General features: G+C 53.4%; 13 protein-coding genes and 2 tRNA genes. 4 read left to right on the forward strand and 11 right to left on the reverse strand.

The window, feature by feature from the left end:
* Positions 1 to 75: 75 nt before the first annotated feature.
* The 3 genes from ACO2Q8_RS11020 to recQ form a co-directional block, all read right to left on the reverse strand.
* Positions 76 to 1,398, reverse strand: a complete 1,323-nt coding sequence (locus ACO2Q8_RS11020) for a hypothetical protein (RefSeq protein WP_423344859.1) — start codon at positions 1,396 to 1,398, stop codon at positions 76 to 78.
* 301 nt (positions 1,399 to 1,699) lie between these two features.
* Positions 1,700 to 2,989: a phosphoribosylamine--glycine ligase gene (purD, locus tag ACO2Q8_RS11025; protein ID WP_423344860.1), complete on the reverse strand. Its 1,290-nt coding sequence runs from the start codon at positions 2,987 to 2,989 to the stop codon at positions 1,700 to 1,702.
* A gap of 90 nt (positions 2,990 to 3,079) precedes the next feature.
* A complete protein-coding gene (gene recQ, locus ACO2Q8_RS11030) occupies positions 3,080 to 5,290 on the reverse strand; it encodes a DNA helicase RecQ (RefSeq protein WP_423344861.1) in 2,211 nt (736 codons plus the stop codon).
* Positions 5,291 to 5,376: 86 nt separating this feature from the next.
* On the opposite strand from recQ, the gene ACO2Q8_RS11035 reads away from it, so the two are divergent.
* Positions 5,377 to 6,354 (forward strand): KpsF/GutQ family sugar-phosphate isomerase, encoded by a 978-nt coding sequence (locus tag ACO2Q8_RS11035; protein ID WP_423344862.1) that lies wholly within the window; start codon positions 5,377 to 5,379, stop codon positions 6,352 to 6,354.
* Between the two features lie 100 nt (positions 6,355 to 6,454).
* Here ACO2Q8_RS11035 and ACO2Q8_RS11040 read toward each other — a convergent pair whose 3' ends face one another.
* A complete protein-coding gene (locus ACO2Q8_RS11040; RefSeq protein ID WP_423344863.1) occupies positions 6,455 to 6,928 on the reverse strand; it encodes a DUF4293 domain-containing protein in 474 nt (157 codons plus the stop codon).
* A gap of 30 nt (positions 6,929 to 6,958) precedes the next feature.
* On the opposite strand from ACO2Q8_RS11040, the gene mnmD reads away from it, so the two are divergent.
* A complete protein-coding gene (mnmD, locus tag ACO2Q8_RS11045) occupies positions 6,959 to 7,639 on the forward strand; it encodes a tRNA (5-methylaminomethyl-2-thiouridine)(34)-methyltransferase MnmD (protein ID WP_423344864.1) in 681 nt (226 codons plus the stop codon).
* 5 nt (positions 7,640 to 7,644) lie between these two features.
* On the opposite strand, the gene ACO2Q8_RS11050 is transcribed toward mnmD, so the two are convergent.
* The 5 genes from ACO2Q8_RS11050 to ACO2Q8_RS11070 all read right to left on the reverse strand — a co-directional run bounded on the left by ACO2Q8_RS11050 (position 7,645) and on the right by ACO2Q8_RS11070 (position 12,296).
* The gene (locus tag ACO2Q8_RS11050) at positions 7,645 to 8,136 is read right to left on the reverse strand and encodes a GAF domain-containing protein (RefSeq protein WP_423344865.1); all 492 of its coding nucleotides are present in this window, start codon (positions 8,134 to 8,136) and stop codon (positions 7,645 to 7,647) included.
* 3 nt (positions 8,137 to 8,139) lie between these two features.
* Entirely contained in the window at positions 8,140 to 8,652 is a 513-nt protein-coding gene (locus ACO2Q8_RS11055; protein ID WP_423344866.1) for a hypothetical protein, read from the reverse strand.
* A 79-nt stretch (positions 8,653 to 8,731) separates the two neighbouring features.
* Entirely contained in the window at positions 8,732 to 9,532 is an 801-nt protein-coding gene (locus tag ACO2Q8_RS11060) for a (Fe-S)-binding protein (RefSeq protein WP_423344867.1), read from the reverse strand.
* 14 nt (positions 9,533 to 9,546) lie between these two features.
* Positions 9,547 to 10,812 (reverse strand): hypothetical protein, encoded by a 1,266-nt coding sequence (locus ACO2Q8_RS11065; protein ID WP_423344868.1) that lies wholly within the window; start codon positions 10,810 to 10,812, stop codon positions 9,547 to 9,549.
* Positions 10,813 to 10,952: 140 nt separating this feature from the next.
* Entirely contained in the window at positions 10,953 to 12,296 is a 1,344-nt protein-coding gene (locus ACO2Q8_RS11070) for a 4Fe-4S dicluster domain-containing protein (protein ID WP_423344869.1), read from the reverse strand.
* A 64-nt stretch (positions 12,297 to 12,360) separates the two neighbouring features.
* Between ACO2Q8_RS11070 and ACO2Q8_RS11075 the strand changes: the two genes are divergently transcribed.
* Positions 12,361 to 12,433, forward strand: a tRNA-Phe gene (locus ACO2Q8_RS11075).
* A gap of 280 nt (positions 12,434 to 12,713) precedes the next feature.
* Here the strand turns inward: ACO2Q8_RS11075 and ACO2Q8_RS11080 are convergent.
* Entirely contained in the window at positions 12,714 to 13,571 is an 858-nt protein-coding gene (locus ACO2Q8_RS11080) for an outer membrane beta-barrel protein (protein ID WP_423344870.1), read from the reverse strand.
* Between the two features lie 415 nt (positions 13,572 to 13,986).
* Positions 13,987 to 14,059 (reverse strand) — tRNA-Gly (locus ACO2Q8_RS11085).
* A gap of 183 nt (positions 14,060 to 14,242) precedes the next feature.
* Between ACO2Q8_RS11085 and ACO2Q8_RS11090 the strand changes: the two genes are divergently transcribed.
* Positions 14,243 to 16,291 (forward strand): OPT family oligopeptide transporter, encoded by a 2,049-nt coding sequence (locus ACO2Q8_RS11090; protein WP_423344871.1) that lies wholly within the window; start codon positions 14,243 to 14,245, stop codon positions 16,289 to 16,291.
* Positions 16,292 to 16,343 lie beyond the last annotated feature (52 nt).

A 16,343-nucleotide genomic window follows, 5' to 3' on the forward strand; every position in this document is an offset into this window, starting at 1 on the left:
GGGGGTTGGCAGATAGATGAAAAGCCCGGAACGACGCGTTGTGGTTCCGGGACGAAATAAGGCAGTGGCAAACGATTAATCGACTCTCCGAATCCGAAACGTTCCTGTAATGGGTTTACTGCGAAGTGGTGTGGGGCAATAACCGCCCAGGTTATAGAATGTGCCCGTCAACCGACCCCGGATGTATTCCACACCGTTAACCTCTTCGACCTGAAGAATTGTGACATCGCCGTTTGAAACCTTGGGTACCTTATCTCCGCATCCGACATTCGCCGATAACCAGCCGCCAAACCCCCCGTAACTTTCGGCAAACTCGGCCCAGGCACCGGTGGTGGCCAATTTACCATAGGCATATTTGCCATGCGGTTTGCTGGGGTTTACATCGTTTAGCAGGATATTCAGCGATTGGGAGGGCACGTCGTTCCAGCCACCGATGTGAATGATATTGTTTATCCGGGTGAAGGAGAGATTGCTCCAGGTAAACGGCACTCCTCCGAAAGTGCCGGTAAAATAATCTTTACCGATCAGGATGCGTTTTAGTAGATACAATTTGCCCTTTTTGTTTTTGAAGGTGACTTCCGCAACAATCGTCACCGGGTCGTTGGGCGGATACGTGCCTGGTGCTGTATAGGTTGCTTTATAAAAATCGATTTCCTGACCAAGCTCAGTCCCATTGGCACGAACCGTCCCGTTGGCATCTCCCCCCAGGACCGACCATTTAACCTCGTCTATTTTAAGCGATTCATTGTTGTCGTTATGCTGGTCAGCGGTTTCGGGTATGGGTACGATCGAAAAAGGGTTCGACACGGCTAGATCCGTCGAGGCATTTAGTTCGACATAGCCGTCTTTAGACGGACCGCCTTCCAGATCAATCCAGTCCAGCCGGGCGACTTCAAAAGGAGTCCAGTCGCTGAAGTGGGGCATGGGGACGGTAATTTGTCGCTTCACGGTGTCGACGCTGGAACCACCTGCCCGCCACCAGCGTCTGTCACTTCCCTGAAAAGCCACGGCCAGCCCATTAGGGTCGTTGGCCGATAGCACTATATTCTGATAGGTGATGGTCAGAATGGCCGGTTTGGCAAACTGTAAACCATCGGGCAAAAACCGGTAAGCCAGTCCCAGGCCGTTGGGGGCCTGGTTGCTAACAGGCTGAATTGTGATGATCGTAGCCTGACTGAGTGCTCCGGCGGGGAATGTTACCTGTACTTTTCCGTCGGCAGAAGCAAGACTACCGCCTTCCGGTCCGATGGCTTTACTACTGGCCTGACCCTGGGGCTGGCCAACGTCTGTGACGGGACCACCCTGAATCGGGTCAACGGTAGCGTCGGGATTGTGTTTACAGCCAGTCAGGGCCAATATAAGAGCCCAACCGGTCAGCAGAATCAAACGGGATTTCATGGCTTGACAGTTTTATTAGTTGCTGTTTACGCCCCAAAGGTGCGCTAAGCGCCTTGACCTGCCGTCGGTGACCTCATCCAACCGGCGAAACGCCACGGTCGAGCGTCAATTACCCGCAATCAAGTGCGTCGCCGAGAAATCCGCAAAGAATGGTTAGGTGATCAGCTCACCTTGATAAGAGTCCGAAATTTGACCTACTGAAATTACCTTACTTCAGCTACTCGTCGTTGCATTTATCGTATGAGCATAAAAAAACCGCCCTGAAAAGGCGGTTTTTAAAGTTTTTTTACGGTTTTCGCTGCTAATCCTGATAGCGGATCAAATCCAGCCCAATATCTTTCCGGTAATACTTGCCCTCAAACTGCACCGCCCTGGCGGCTTTCTGCGACTTCATGACGGCGTTTTCGAGTGAATTGGCCACCGCCGTCAGCGCCAGCACCCGGCCGCCGTCGGTCAGCACGGGGCCGTTCGAGCCGGATTTTGTTCCGGCGTGGAAAGCCGTTACGTCTTCGAGACCTTCCAGTTCGGTGATGGTTTTGCCTTTCTCATACGCGTCCGGATAACCGCCCGACACGACAACGGTTGTCACAGCCGTCTGGGGTGAGACTTGCAACTGAATTTTGTCCAGTTCACCCGTGGCCGTCGCCAGCATCAGTTCCGCAAAGTCGGTCTGAATCCGGGGTAACACCACCTCGGTTTCGGGGTCACCCATGCGGGCGTTGTATTCGATTACGTACGGTTCGTCTTTGACGTTGATCAGCCCCAGGAAAATAAAGCCCTGGTAGCGAATGCCTTCGCTTTGCAAACCGGCCAGCGTCGGTTTTACAATCTTTTCTTCAACCTTCTGCAAAAACCGGGCATTGGCAAACTTTACGGGCGAAACCGCCCCCATGCCACCGGTGTTTGGCCCAGTATCGCCTTCGCCGATCCGCTTGTAATCTTTCGCTTCGGGCAGAATTTTATAGTTCACGCCGTCGGTCAGCACAAAAACCGATAGCTCGATGCCGCGCAGAAACTGCTCCACTACCACCTTATGGCCCGCTTCGCCAAACCGCCCACCCGCCAGCATGTCGGTCAAAACCGCCTTGGCTTCCGCCAGGTTTTCGGAGATGATGACGCCCTTCCCGGCCGCCAGACCGTCCGCTTTCAACACAATCGGCAGCGAATGACTTTCCAGGTACGTAAGGCCTTCCTCCAGCGTTTCGGTCGTGAACGTCCGCGATGAAGCCGTCGGAATGCCGTACTGCTGCATGAATTGCTTCGAAAAATCCTTGCTGCCCTCCAACTGTGCCCCGCGCCGGTCGGGGCCGACAATCCGCAGATTCGCCAGTTCCTTTTTGGCACGAAGCGTATCGACCAGTCCTTTCACTAGCGGTTCTTCCGGCCCAATGACCAGCAAATCAATGGCGTGTTCCTGAATGGCCTGCGCAATCGCTTCCTGGTCGTTGACCGAAATCGGCAGGTTGGTGGCTACGAGCGAAGTCCCGGCATTTCCGGGGGCAACAAATAAAGAATGACAGAGGGGACTCTGGGCAATTTTCCAGGCAAATGCGTGTTCCCGACCGCCCGAACCAAGGATAAGTATATTCATTCTTTGAGTTAAGAGTTAAGAATTAAGAGTTAAGAATTAAAAAGTTATCCGCGTCCGTTAACTCTTAACTCTTAACTTTTAACTCTTAACTTAATTAGCTACTTCAGATAAAAACTTGATGCGCATCAACCGCAATTCTTCTTCGGAGAAATCGTCACCGGCAAACTCCCGCATGGCTACGCCGATGTTGTCGGTTTCGGCCTGCATGAAATAATCGTAGATGTCGGCTTGCCGGTCGCTGTCCATGATCTGGTTGATGTAATAATCGAGGTTCAGGCGGGTGCCCGAATAACAGATATGTTCGATTTCTTCGATCAAATCTTCCATCGACAGCCCTTTCGCTTCCGCGATTTCTTCCAGATCTACCTTCCGGTCGATTTGCTGAATGATGAAAATTTTGACCTTCGATTTATTGACCATCGACTTCACCACCACATCCTTGGCCGTTTCGATGTCGTTTTCTTCGACATACTTGGCAATCAGGTCGATGAACGGTTTGCCGAATTTAGCCACTTTACCCATCCCGACCCCGTTGATCTGCGCCATTTCTTCCCGGGTTGTTGGGTAGGTCGTGGCCATTTCTTCGATCGACGGGTCCTGGAAAATAACGTAGGGGGGCAGGTTTTTCTCCTTGGCGACTTTTTTCCGCAGGGCTTTCAGCAGACCCAACAGCGCTTCGTCGTAGGCATTGCCCGACGAGATGTTGGTCTCCTTGTCCTCATCCTCGGCTTTCTCCTCGTCAATTTCGTAGTTGTGATCTTTCGAGAGCGTAACGGGATAAGGATCTTCGATGTAATTCAGGCCTTTCTGCGACACTTTCAGGACGCCGTAGTTATCCACATCCTTGTCCAGGTAGCCATAAATGGTGACCTGCCGGATCAGCGAACACCAGAACTCAATGCTTTCGTTGAATTCTTTTCCTTTACCATAAACCGGCAAATTGTGGTGTTCGTAACTGGTGATGTACTGGTTTTCGGTCGCCGTCAGCACGTCGGCCAGGTGGGCGGTATCAAAACGCTGGTCGGTTTGCAACACAGTTTGCAGCGCCAGCACAATCTCATCCTGTGCCTTGAATCGATCGGTCGGCTTCATGCAGTTGTCGCAGAAACCGCAATCTTTCTCCTGGTATTCACCAAAATAACTCAACAATTGCCGACGGCGGCAAACGCCCAGGTTCGCGTACGAGACCATTTCCATGAGCAGGTGCTTGGCGTTGTCGCGTTCCGTGACGGATTTGTCCTTGTTGAATTTTTCCAGTTTAACGATGTCGTCGATGCTGTAAAACATCAGGCAGTTGCCTTCCAGACCGTCGCGGCCTGCTCGTCCGGTTTCCTGGTAGTAGCCTTCCAGTGACTTCGGCGCGTCGTAGTGAATCACAAACCGCACATCCGGTTTGTCGATGCCCATCCCGAACGCAATCGTGGCCACCACCACGTCCACATCTTCATTCAGAAACGCATCCTGGTTGCCCATCCTCGTCTGCGGGTCCAGCCCGGCGTGATAGGGCAGCGCCTTGATGTCATTCACATTCAGCAACTCCGAAATTTCCTCGACCGTCTTACGGCTTAGGCAGTACACAATCCCGGACTTGCCTTTGTTGTTCTTGATGTACCGAATCAGTTGCTTCTTGGCATCGGCTTTCGGCCGGATTTCGTAGTAAAGGTTTTTTCGATTGAACGAGGTTTTAAAAATGTGAGCATCTTCCATTTGCAGGTTTTTTTGAATATCCTGCTGCACTTTGGGGGTGGCGGTGGCCGTCAGCGCAATCACGGGCAGATTGCCGATGTTGTCGATAATGCCCCGAATTTTGCGGTATTCCGGCCGGAAATCGTGTCCCCATTCCGAAATACAGTGCGCTTCGTCGATGGCGACGAACGAAATGTTGGCTTTTTTCAGAAAATCCAGGTTCTCTTCCTTCGTGAGCGACTCGGGCGCAATGTACAGGAGCTTGAGCGTACCGTTCAGCGTGTCTTTCTTGACCTTGTTCATCTCGGCTTTGCTCAGTGTCGAGTTCAGAAACTGGGCGTTGATGCCGAACGCATTCATCTGATCGACCTGGTTTTTCATCAGGGCAATCAGGGGCGAAATCACAATGGCCGTTCCATTCGAAACAATCGCCGGAAGTTGGTAGCACAACGATTTCCCGGCACCGGTGGGCATAATCACGAAGGTATTGGTTCCCGCCAGAATATTATGGACAATAGCCTCCTGGTCGCCCCGGAACTGGCTATACCCAAATATTTCTTTCAGTCTCTCTTTCAGAGAAAGCTGCACCGATGGGTCTATCTGCGTCGTCGTCATCACAAATTGCGGAAGGTTACTACACTTTTTTTGGTTGTATCTTTGCCTTTATAAAATTAGTCAAAAACCGATTGACAAAAGCAACATTGAAATTAGTAAAAAAAAATATTCAGTCGACGGCCCGGAATGTGCTGCTGGCCGAGTCGGAAGCCATCCGTCAGGCCATTGACTGTATCGATGATCAATTTGAACAAATCGTTGAAACGATCCTACAAACTTCGGGCCGGGTTGTCGTTACAGGCATTGGAAAAAGCGCCATAATCGGACAAAAAATGGTGGCAACCCTCAACTCGACTGGCACACCTGCCCTGTTTATGCATGCCGCCGATGCCATTCACGGCGACCTGGGCATGATTCAATCCAACGATGTGGTGATCTGCATCTCCAAAAGCGGCAACACACCCGAAATCAAAGTGCTCGTTCCGCTGCTGAAGCGAACCGGCGTCAAATTGATTGCCATGGCTTCGCAAACCAGCTCGTACCTCTGCCTTCAGGCCGACTTTGTTCTGAAAGCCTACGCCGAAACCGAAGCCGACCCGCTCAACCTCGTCCCGACTACCAGTACCACCGTGGCCCTCGCGTTGGGCGATGCGCTGGCAGTCAGCCTACTTACCGCCCGGGGATTTACCAGTCAGGACTTCGCCCGGTTTCATCCCGGTGGCTCGCTGGGCAAGAAATTGTATTTAAAAGTTAGCGATATTTATCCACAACACGAAATTCCGACGGTTTCACTCGACGCCAGCGTCCATGAAGTGATTCTGGAAATGACGTCCAAACGGCTCGGAGCCACGGCAGTCGCCGACGAAAACGGTCGACTGGCTGGGATCATCACCGACGGCGACCTGCGCCGGATGCTCAACCGGTTCAACACCCTGCAACTCGAAGGGCTTTGTGCCGCCGACATCATGACGCCATCGCCCCTCTGCATTCACCCCGACGAATACGCCACCCAGGCCCTCAAAACCATGCAGGATCGCAGCATCACGCAATTGATCGTCGCCGTCGACAACCAGATCAAAGGCTTCATCCACCTGCACGATCTGCTGAAAGAAGGACTGGTTTGAAGAATTAAAAATTAAAAGTTAAAAGTTAAAAATAGTGTTGATGGGTCCGGAGTCACGCGGCAGCTACTTTTAATTTTTAACTTTTAATTTTTAACTCGCTTTAGCGCAGCCGGTTGGATTCCTGGACGAGTTTTTCGTCCCGGCGGATGAAGCGATTGGCTAACATGTTGAAGATCAGCGCTGCAACGATGGCGTAAAAACCGATGCCGAAGTTCCCCTGATCGTCCGGGTTGAAGTAATCCTTGCCTTTGTAAAGGGTCTGGTACAACACGACTCCCATCATCACCGTGAGCAGGATGGCGTTGATGGCGCATAGGCCCATTTGTAACAGACGGTTCCGGTATTTAAATATCGTAAACAGCGACACGCCAGCGATGGCAATCGCCAGAATGGCCAGGTAATACACCGGGGTGATGGTAGAGCTAATTCCTTTTGTGTAGACCAGTTGCAGGGCGGTCAGGCGGACTGTTTCGGTGGCACCGGCACCGGTTTTTTCCCAAATTGGAAAACCTAGCACTAGGCCCATCGAAACGGCAATCAGGAACAGAAATACGGTTTGAATGCGTTGAAGCATACTAGTAAATTTTTGAGCTTGCGAAGATACATGAGGAATACGGAAAAGAAAACAGAATCACGCATCGTTCTGACCGCCGACGGTTCTAGTTCGGTTTATAATTCGGAATTCGGCCAGCATTACCACTCTATTTTCGGCGCTTTACAGGAGTCGCAGCGGGTATTTATCGAACTGGGACTGGAAGCCGCTTTTGAACGATTCGGAGAAATCAGCGTTTTTGAAATGGGTTTTGGGACCGGTCTGAATGCGCTCCTGACGCTTCGGGAAGCCGAAAAAACACATCACGCCGTTCGCTATACGGCGGTCGAAGCCTACCCGTTACCGTTGGAAGAAGCGCGGCAACTCAACTTTGATTCGTTGCTGGAAACCGAACACCTGAACGCGTTGCACGAAGCGCCCTGGAATCAGACCGTTCCGATCACCCGGTTTTTCCAGCTTTTCAAATACGAAGGCCGTTTGCAGGATTTTCAAACCGATGAGCGGTTTCATCTGGTGTATTTCGATGCCTTCGCGCCGGAAGCCCAGCCCGAACTCTGGACACAGGCGGTTTTTGAACAAGTAGCCGACAAGATGCAACCCGGTGGGTTGTTGACGACCTATTGTTCGAAAGGCTACGTCCGGCGTAACCTGCAAGCGGCTGGTTTTACGGTTGAAAAACATCCCGGCCCGGCCCGAAAACGGGAAGTGTTGCGAGCCATCAAACCGCTTTGAGAAGATTATTCAGGTAAAAGCGTCGTGATCAGCGCGGCCAACTTCTCCAGTTCCTGCTGATCAACGTCGCTGAAATCGTTCAACTGATCGCTGTCCACATCCAGCACCATCGCCACCTCACCGTTCCGGTCAAAAACCGGCACCACAATTTCTGACTTAGAGAGCGAACTACAGGCAATATGGCCCGGAAACTCTTCCACATCTGGCACCAGAATAGTTTCTTTCCGGCTGTAACTACTGCCGCAAACGCCTTTGCCAAACTGAATCCGGGTACAGGCAATTGGCCCCTGAAACGGCCCCAGAACGAGTTGATTGTCTTTTTTGAGGTAAAAACCGACCCAGAAAAAACCGAAGGCTTCTTTCAGAGCCGCCGAGATATTGGCCAGATTGGCCGTCAAATCCGGCTCGCCTTCGGTCAGCGCCTGAATCTGGGGGAGCAGACTGGCATAAATCTCCCGGCGTTCGGCGGTTTTGGGAAGAATCAGCGTCTCAGCCATGCCTTACACCGTCGTCGTTTTAAAGTACCGCTTCAGCCACGAGTCGCCCGCCTTGATTTGCCAGTTGTTCTGCAATTCGGCTTTCGTCGCCACCAGGTTATTGAAAACCGTCGTTTCGGGCGTGATGCGCCCTTCGGCTACGGCGGTTTTGATGTGGGGCAAGGCCACGGTTTCGATGGTGCCGTCGGCCGTTACAAAAGCCGCCGAGCGGTCGAAGAAATCCGCATTCAGTGCCTGGCTAATCTGCTTGACCCAGCGCACCGACGAATCAATCGAACAACCACTCGGCAGGTGATGGCCTTCATCGACGGCCACCACCAGAAACCGGTTGTTGCGTAGCTGGGCCGAACCGAGCAAAGGCGTGCCGTGCGCAGCCCATTCATCGACCGCGGGTTGCAAATCGGTTTCAATCGCCGACACCTCAGCGTCGGTCAGTGGGCGGGCGGCCTGGTAAATCCAGACGCGCGCCGTATCGGGAAGTTTATCGAAAGGAATCCACATAACAATCGTACCCACGGACTTTAGTCCGTGTTTTGGGAGTTTATCCCATCTGTTTGGTAGAATCAACTCGCACGGACTAAAGTCCGTGGGTACTTTACAAACTCTGCGCTCGGGCAACGAGTTCCGCCAGGTCGTAGACTTTGACAGAATCTTCCCGGTTCTTGTTTTTGATGCCGTCGGTCATCATGGTCATGCAGAACGGGCAGGCCACGGCGATGGTATCGGCCCCGGTCGACAACGCTTCTTCTGTTCGTTCGACGTTCACGTCTTTCCGGCCCGGTTCGGGTTCTTTGAAATACTGAGCGCCCCCGGCTCCGCAGCACAGCCCCTTGCTCCGCGAACGCTTCATCTCGACCAGATCCGTGTCCAGCGCCTGTAAAACCTCGCGCGGGGCTTCGTAAATCTTGTTGGCGCGGCCCAGGTAGCAGGAGTCGTGGTAGGTAATCCGGCGCCCTTTAAACTCACCGCCCCCCTGTAATTTTACCTTGCCTTCGTTGATGAGCTGCTGCAAGAACTGCGAATGGTGGATCACTTCGTAATTTCCGCCCAGTTCGGGGTATTCGTTTTTCAGCGTGTTGAAGCAATGCGGACAAGCCGTCACAATCTTCTTGATTCTGTAGCCGTCCAGTGCCTGAATGTTGGCCATCGCCTGCATCTGGAACAGGAATTCGTTCCCGGCGCGTCGGGCGGGGTCACCGGTGCAGCTTTCTTCGGTTCCCAAAACCGCAAATTTGATCCCAACGTGGTTCAGGATTTTGACAAACGCAATCGTTACTTTTTTGTACCGGTCGTCGAATGAACCGGCGCAACCCACCCAGAAAAGCACCTCCGGAGTTTCGCCTTTGGCGGCCAGTTCGGCCATAGTCGGTACAGGGTATTTCGGTTCTGTGGTCATGGTTTCGTTCGTGGTCAAAGGTAACCGACGGGGACATCGGCTTGCCGGTACTGTCCGTGACTGATGATGCGGTAAATTATCACCAGGAAATACAGCAAACAACCCATCGTGGCCAGCTCCATCGTGTATTCAATCCAGTAAGCAGGGGCGTTTAGTGATTTCCAGTGGGTATAAACCGGCGTACCGAGTCGCCACCAAAAGGTCGGATGCACGACGACCAGCGCATTAAACAGAATCAACACCGCCACCTGCCGGACATTCTTCAGATCAATGACATTTATCAGCATGGGCAGCAAATAAATAAACGCATAATTGCCGAAAGAGCTTTTATGAATAAACATCATAAAACAAAACGTAAGGCTCCACAATACTGGCAGGGCTTTCGCATAGCTCATGCGCTGTTTCAGAATTATGGCTCCGAGCGACGAAATTATGATTGTGAGTCCCACGCCCACCCAACTCAGGATTCGCGCGTAAGGCCTCAGATCACCGAGGAGCGGGCTGAGGATCGTCCAGAGATTGGGTGCAAAGGGCAGATCGGCAAAGGCCAGCGGAGTCAGAAATTTATACCCGACCAGCGCCACCAGAATGCCCAAGGCTGGTAGGCCCGTCAGGGCCAGACCCAGGATATACCGAAGCGGTTTATCGATTAGAAACAGCATCGGAACCACAATCAGAACCGCCAGGGCTTTGGTGGTAATTAGGGCCAGCGCCATCACCACGCCAATCCAGAAACTGTCGCGGGTTCGTTGCCAGACCAGCACGGAGATAACGCCGAATAACCACATCCAGATATCTTCCTGACCACCCAGTACGCAGAGTACCATCGGACCGGGTAAGGTGAGGTAAGTGAGGAGCCGTAGAAAGCTATCGCGGGTTTCGGAGCGATAGGCCGTCCAGGTCAGCCAGAGCGTCAATCCTTCCATCAGCACCATCAGGAGCACGATGGCCTTCGCGCTATTCCAGAACCAGACTAGCAGCGTCGTCATATATGGAAACAGCGGGCTGTAAGGTGTCCAGAAGTCGCGATAAACCACCTTTCCCTGCATGGCATTGACGGCGGCTTCGTAAAAAACCGGTACATCCGACGCCGGTTCCTGCTTCAAGACCACATAGACCAACAGAAACGGCAGAATCCGGAAAGCCACGAAAAACGAGATAAGCACCGGTTTTTGCTGACCGACTACCACCCGGTCGGGTAAGCTCCGGAAACGCAGCAGAACCGCCGTGACGAGCGATCCCGCCAACGCAATAATGATCTTTAACAAAAGTACTGGCATACAACGAGCGGAACTCCCGGAAGGCGTTCATATCTCCCGAAAAACAAGTTTCAACTAAACCTAAACGGTAAATGTAGCCAGTTTTTCCGGATAGCGGCACCGGTTTTGGAAAAACCGACCGAGATAACCCGCACTGGCTTTTACGAGTTGACTTGCTCGGCCCAGTTGAACCGGTCGGTGGGCGAAAATTTCCAGGGTGCCATATTATTCTCGACATTGCTGAACATCGCGTTCCAGGAAGCCGGGGCCTGGGCGTCTTCCATGATCCGGTGTCGGCGAAGTTCCAGTATGATTTCCAGCGGGTTGATGTTCACCGGGCATTCCTGTACACAGGCCTGGCAGGTCGTGCAGGCGTTGATTTCTTCGTCGGTAATGTAGTCGCCGAGCAGTGTTTTACCATCGTCGAAATCCGGGCCGTGCTGCTGCCAGCCGCGCTGAATATCTTCCATCCGGTCGCGGGTATCCATCATTATTTTGCGCGGAGACAGCTTTTTACCGGTGATGTTGGCCGGGCAAGCCGCCGTACAGCGACCACATTCGGTGCAACTGTAGGCATCCATCAGGTTTTTCCAGCTCAGGTCGCGAATGTCTTTCGCGCCAAACCGCCCCGGTTCGGTCGGTGCTTCGTTCGGGTCAGCCTGGGCAATGCCTAGCGCGAGTTGAACTTCTTTCGTAATCACCGGCATGTTCTTGATCTCACCCTTCGGTTTCAGGTTCGAGAAATAGGTGTTCGGGAAAGCCAGAATGATGTGCAGGTGTTTGGAATACGTCAGGTAAACCGCAAAGAACAGAATGCCCAGAATGTGGAACCACCAGGTGGCCCGTTCGATCCCCACCAAAACCGTATCGCTCAGGCCCGTCAGCAAGGGCATCAAAAACTGGCTGCTCAGAAACGGCTCGATCTGGCCTTTCAATTCGGCGTAGTGACCAACGCCACGCTCGCGCAGCACGCTATCCGAGGCATTCCAGAACAGAAAAGCGGTCATCAGCAGAATTTCAAAAATCAGGATCAGAGCTGCATCCGTGCGGGGCCAGTGACCCATTTCGCGGTGCCGTTCGGGCTGAAACCGGGGCACTTTTGTCATAAATCGGCGCGCCAGAAAACCGACACAGACCAGCCAGACGCCCAGGGCCAGGACTTCGAAGGTGTCGATCAAAAATGAATACACTCCGCCGAGATAGGGCGCAAACAGCCGGTGTGTCCCGAAAATACCGTCGAGAATGATTTCCAGCACCTCAATATTGACGATGATGAAGCCCACGTAGATGACGAAGTGCATGAGCCCGACGGTGAGGTTGGTCATCATTTTTTTTTGCCCAAACGCCACGCGTAACATGATATTGAGCCGCTCGTTGGGGTGGTCGGTGCGGTTTTCGGGCCGCCCGAGTGCGATGGCGCGCCGGATCATTCCGACCCGCCGGGTCAGGAACCAGGCCGCAGCCGCCAGGGCTGCGACAAATAAAATCTGCTGAAGAATTGACATACTATTTTGTGTAATCGAAAAAATTACTACCTTTGCACCCACAAATTGCTACCCGAGCACTGTTGGTGATGTAGCTCAGTTGGTAGAGCAAAGGACTGAAAATCCTTGTGTCGGCGGTTCGATTCCGTCCATCACCACTTGAAAATCAGGCGATTACAACAAAAGGTTGTAATCGCCTTTTTCATTTTCCTATTTTTCTGATGCATCCGGATGATCATAGCCCCCCTTTCCTGATCCGGCGGCAAGTAAGGTGATGGGCGTTTGTCCTCCAAGATTCCGGCCTAAAAAGATTGCCGTCCGGCCCCAGGAGGCTGTTGTGAAGGTTAACCATAAAAATAACCTAAGACATTCGTTGCCGAACTTCTTAGGTTATTGAGGGTATTCCTATAGAAAAGTTCCTACTTACAAAACCGGATATCAGAACCGGAAGCCGAGGTTGAAGGCCCAAATCCGGCGCTTGGTGTCGGCATCGTCAAACACGTTCTGCAAACCGTGGTTATACACCGCATCCAGCGTCAGCGGACCCAGGTTGATCCCGGCTCCGATCAATCCGTTCAGAATGGCGCGGTTCAGATCGTCCTCGCCCAACTGGAAGTTGTTGTTACCCACCGCTACGAGCGACGCAAATTCGGCCCCTGCCTGAACCCGCAGGCCCAGAGCGTTCCCAATCCGAACCCCAACGTAGGCCGGAATGGCCAGAAAGTGCTGGTCAATGCGGCCACGTACCTGGTCGGAAACCGATCCGGGCGTCGTTCCCTGACCCGTCCGAATCAGGTTGGTCGTCGAGTTGCGATACTCCAGCCCAAGCTGACCAAAAACCGTCCCGCCCGTACGACCGTAGAGACCGGCCTGCCAGCCAGCCCGGAAAGCGTCGTCAGGGATCGGCTCATTCACAAACTTTGACAAGTTCACCCCGGCATAGATGCCAAACTTCCCGCTTTTTCCCCAGGGTTTGTCCATGTTGCTCCGGTTTTCCCGGTTCATCTGAGCGTCCGTCGAGCTGGTTGTGGTGGTGGTTGTCGTGGTGGTGTAGCCGTTGGTAGCTGCGGGAGTCGAATACGTCGTTTCGGTCGTCCGAGTAGCGTTTACCGCGTTGTCGGTCGATGGAGTGCCCGGACTCGTGGTGTACGTGGTGCCGGTTGTCTGCGTTGTATCGGTGACCGGGGTGCTGTAGGTCGATGTACTCGTCGTCGACGTGGTACTGGTGGTGTTCTGGCCATTGGCAAGCTGAACACCCAGCAGGCAGGTTGCCAGCAGTGTGAGTTGTGTTTTCATGGATGGTTTGGATAACGTTGAACAAAAAAATGCACAAGGGCATTTTCGCTGTAGTAAACGGGACAAGGGCAAATAATGTTTTTTTACTTAGTTATCCGGTACGCCAATAAGGTATAATTTTTGTATTATTTATTGATAGTCAGCTTGTTGTGATTCTTCTTTAAGGCGGTGGCAGAAAAACATAGCAATACAGTCTTAGTAATTTCAGCGTCTATAAAATGCCTGGCAGTTGGGCAGGTACTTGTTGACATTGGTAAAGAAGAACAGCTAATCTTTGCTACCAGTCGATACAACCGGTTGCACGAAACAAATGTGGCCTGGCAGCTCAATCAGGTATGTATCTGAAATTCGATTAGTAACAAAAAAAGCACCCAGCTTTTCAGCTAAGTGCTTCTATTACAGAGGGTACGAAAAGAGCGGGAGACGAGTCTCGAACTCGCGACCTGCAGCTTGGGAAGCTGCCGCTCTACCAACTGAGCTACTCCCGCTGATCGACTGCAAATGTTTAAAGAAAGAACGGAAAAGTCAAGGGCCGCGCGGACGAATGGTGTTCCAAAATGCGCAATCAGCCGGTTTTTGCGGGAAAAATAAAATATCGGCGTAAATTGGTCCGGACGGTGGCCGCTGCGTCGCCGGGCCAGGACTAACGCCTAAACCCCTTGATCGTTCGCATGGAAACGAAAGCGCCTGCCGAGTTCAAACCGTATATTGCCGACAACCAACCGACGGCCGAATTTACCCTCAAAGCCGTCGTCACCGGTGCCTTGTTCGGCGTCCTGTTCGGAGCCGCCACGGTCTACCTCTCCCTGAAAGCCGGGTTGTCGGTTTCGGCCTCCATCCCCATTGCCGTGCTGGCGATTTCGCTCGGTCGGCGGTTTCTGAAAACCACCATCCTCGAAAATAACATCATCCAAACCACCGGCTCGGCGGGAGAGTCCATTGCCTCGGGTGTGGTGTTTACGCTGCCCGGTTTTCTGTTCCTGACCGACGACATCGGGGCCGACTTCTTCTCGTACTGGACCATCCTGACGCTGGCAATTCTGGGCGGACTGCTCGGTACCTTGCTCATGATTCCGTTGCGCCGGGCGCTGATTGTGGAAGAACACGGGAATTTGCCTTATCCCGAAGGAACGGCCTGCGGTTCGGTGCTGATTGCGGGCGAGCGGGGGGGCGATTTCGCCAAAACCGCCTACCAGGGCCTGGGCGTGGCGCTGCTCTACGCCATTCTGCAAAAAGTGCTGCACGTCATCGCCGAAGCGCCCGTCTGGGCCACCAAACAGGCCAACCGGTATTTTCCGTCGGCGCAGGTGTCGGGCGAAATCACGCCGGAGTACCTCGGCGTCGGGTACATCATCGGCTTCCGGATTTCGGCCATCTTGGTTGGGGGCGGTATTCTGGCCTGGCTGGCACTGATCCCACTGCTGGCGTCGCTGGTACCGGGCGAAGTCATTGCGGCTCAACTGGTCAAGTTTGCCTACATCCCGAACCTGCAAACGGCGGGCGGACCGGGCGGCTGGAATCCCGATACGCGCACGTTCAACGATACGGCAGCCGCCATTTACCGGGCGTATATTCGCCAGATCGGGGCCGGGGCCGTCACAGCGGGCGGTTTTATGACGCTGATCAAAACCATCCCGACCATTGTAGCCTCGTTCAAACAGAGCTTTGGCTCGATTGGTGCGGGGACCGAAAAATCGGCGGTTCGGCGGACCGAGCAGGATTTGTCCATCAAAGTGGTCATTTTCGGGAGTCTGGCGCTGATTGCGCTCATGATCATTCTGCCGCAGATTCCGGGCGACACGCTGCTGACTAAACTGCTGATCGGCGTGCTGGTGATCATCTTCGGCTTTTTCTTCGTGACTGTCGCCAGCCGGATTGTCGGGCTGATTGGTACCAGTTCGTCGCCGGTTTCGGGCATGACCATCGCTACGATCATGGGCACCTCGCTAGTCTTCATCGGTTTTGGACTGACCGGAAAAGTCTACGAACCGACGGTTTTGGTGGTTGGTAGCATGATCTGCATCGCTGCCGCGACAGCCGGAGCTACCTCGCAGGATTTGAAAACCGGCTATCTGGTGGGCGCAACGCCCAAATACCAGCAAATGGCCTTGTTCGTGGGCGTCATTGTTTCCTCGCTCGCCATTGGAGCAACAGTCAAGGTGCTCGATACGCCCACCCCGGACCTCGTGGCTCAGGGGATCACGCACGCCATCGGCAGCGATCGCTTTCCGGCTCCGCAGGGCACGCTGATGGCGACGCTCATCAAAGGCCTGCTTTCCTTCAACCTCGACTGGCAGTTTGTGCTCGTCGGTGCTTTCATGTCGTTCGTGGTTGAAATCTGCGGGGTCAGTGCGCTGGCGTTTGCCGTCGGTTTGTACCTGCCGCTCTCGACCACGTTGCCGATTTTTGCCGGGGGCTGTGTCAAAGCGCTGGTCGACTGGAATTCGAAGCGGAAAGGCATTGTGGAAGAAGACGCCGACCTGGGCCGGGGCAGTCTGTTCTCGACGGGCCTGGTTGCCGGGGGGGCGCTGGCGGGCGTGGTCGTTGCGCTGTTGTCGGTCAACGAGTCGGTTTTTAATTTTCTGGGAAAACTGACGCTTGAACCGGCCCTGGAAGGCGCCTTGGGCGACGAAGGCTTCCAACTGCTCGGCGCGTTGGCGTTTTTGGGCCTGGCCGCTATTCTGTTCCGGGTCGCGACGAAGCGGGCGGGAGGAAACTAAAAATATCAAATGTAAAATGCTAAATGTAAAAGTGGTTTCCGACCCCGCACTT

Origin of the sequence: Larkinella sp. VNQ87 (assembly GCF_049445795.1) — a bacterium.
Taxonomy (GTDB): domain Bacteria; phylum Bacteroidota; class Bacteroidia; order Cytophagales; family Spirosomataceae; genus Larkinella.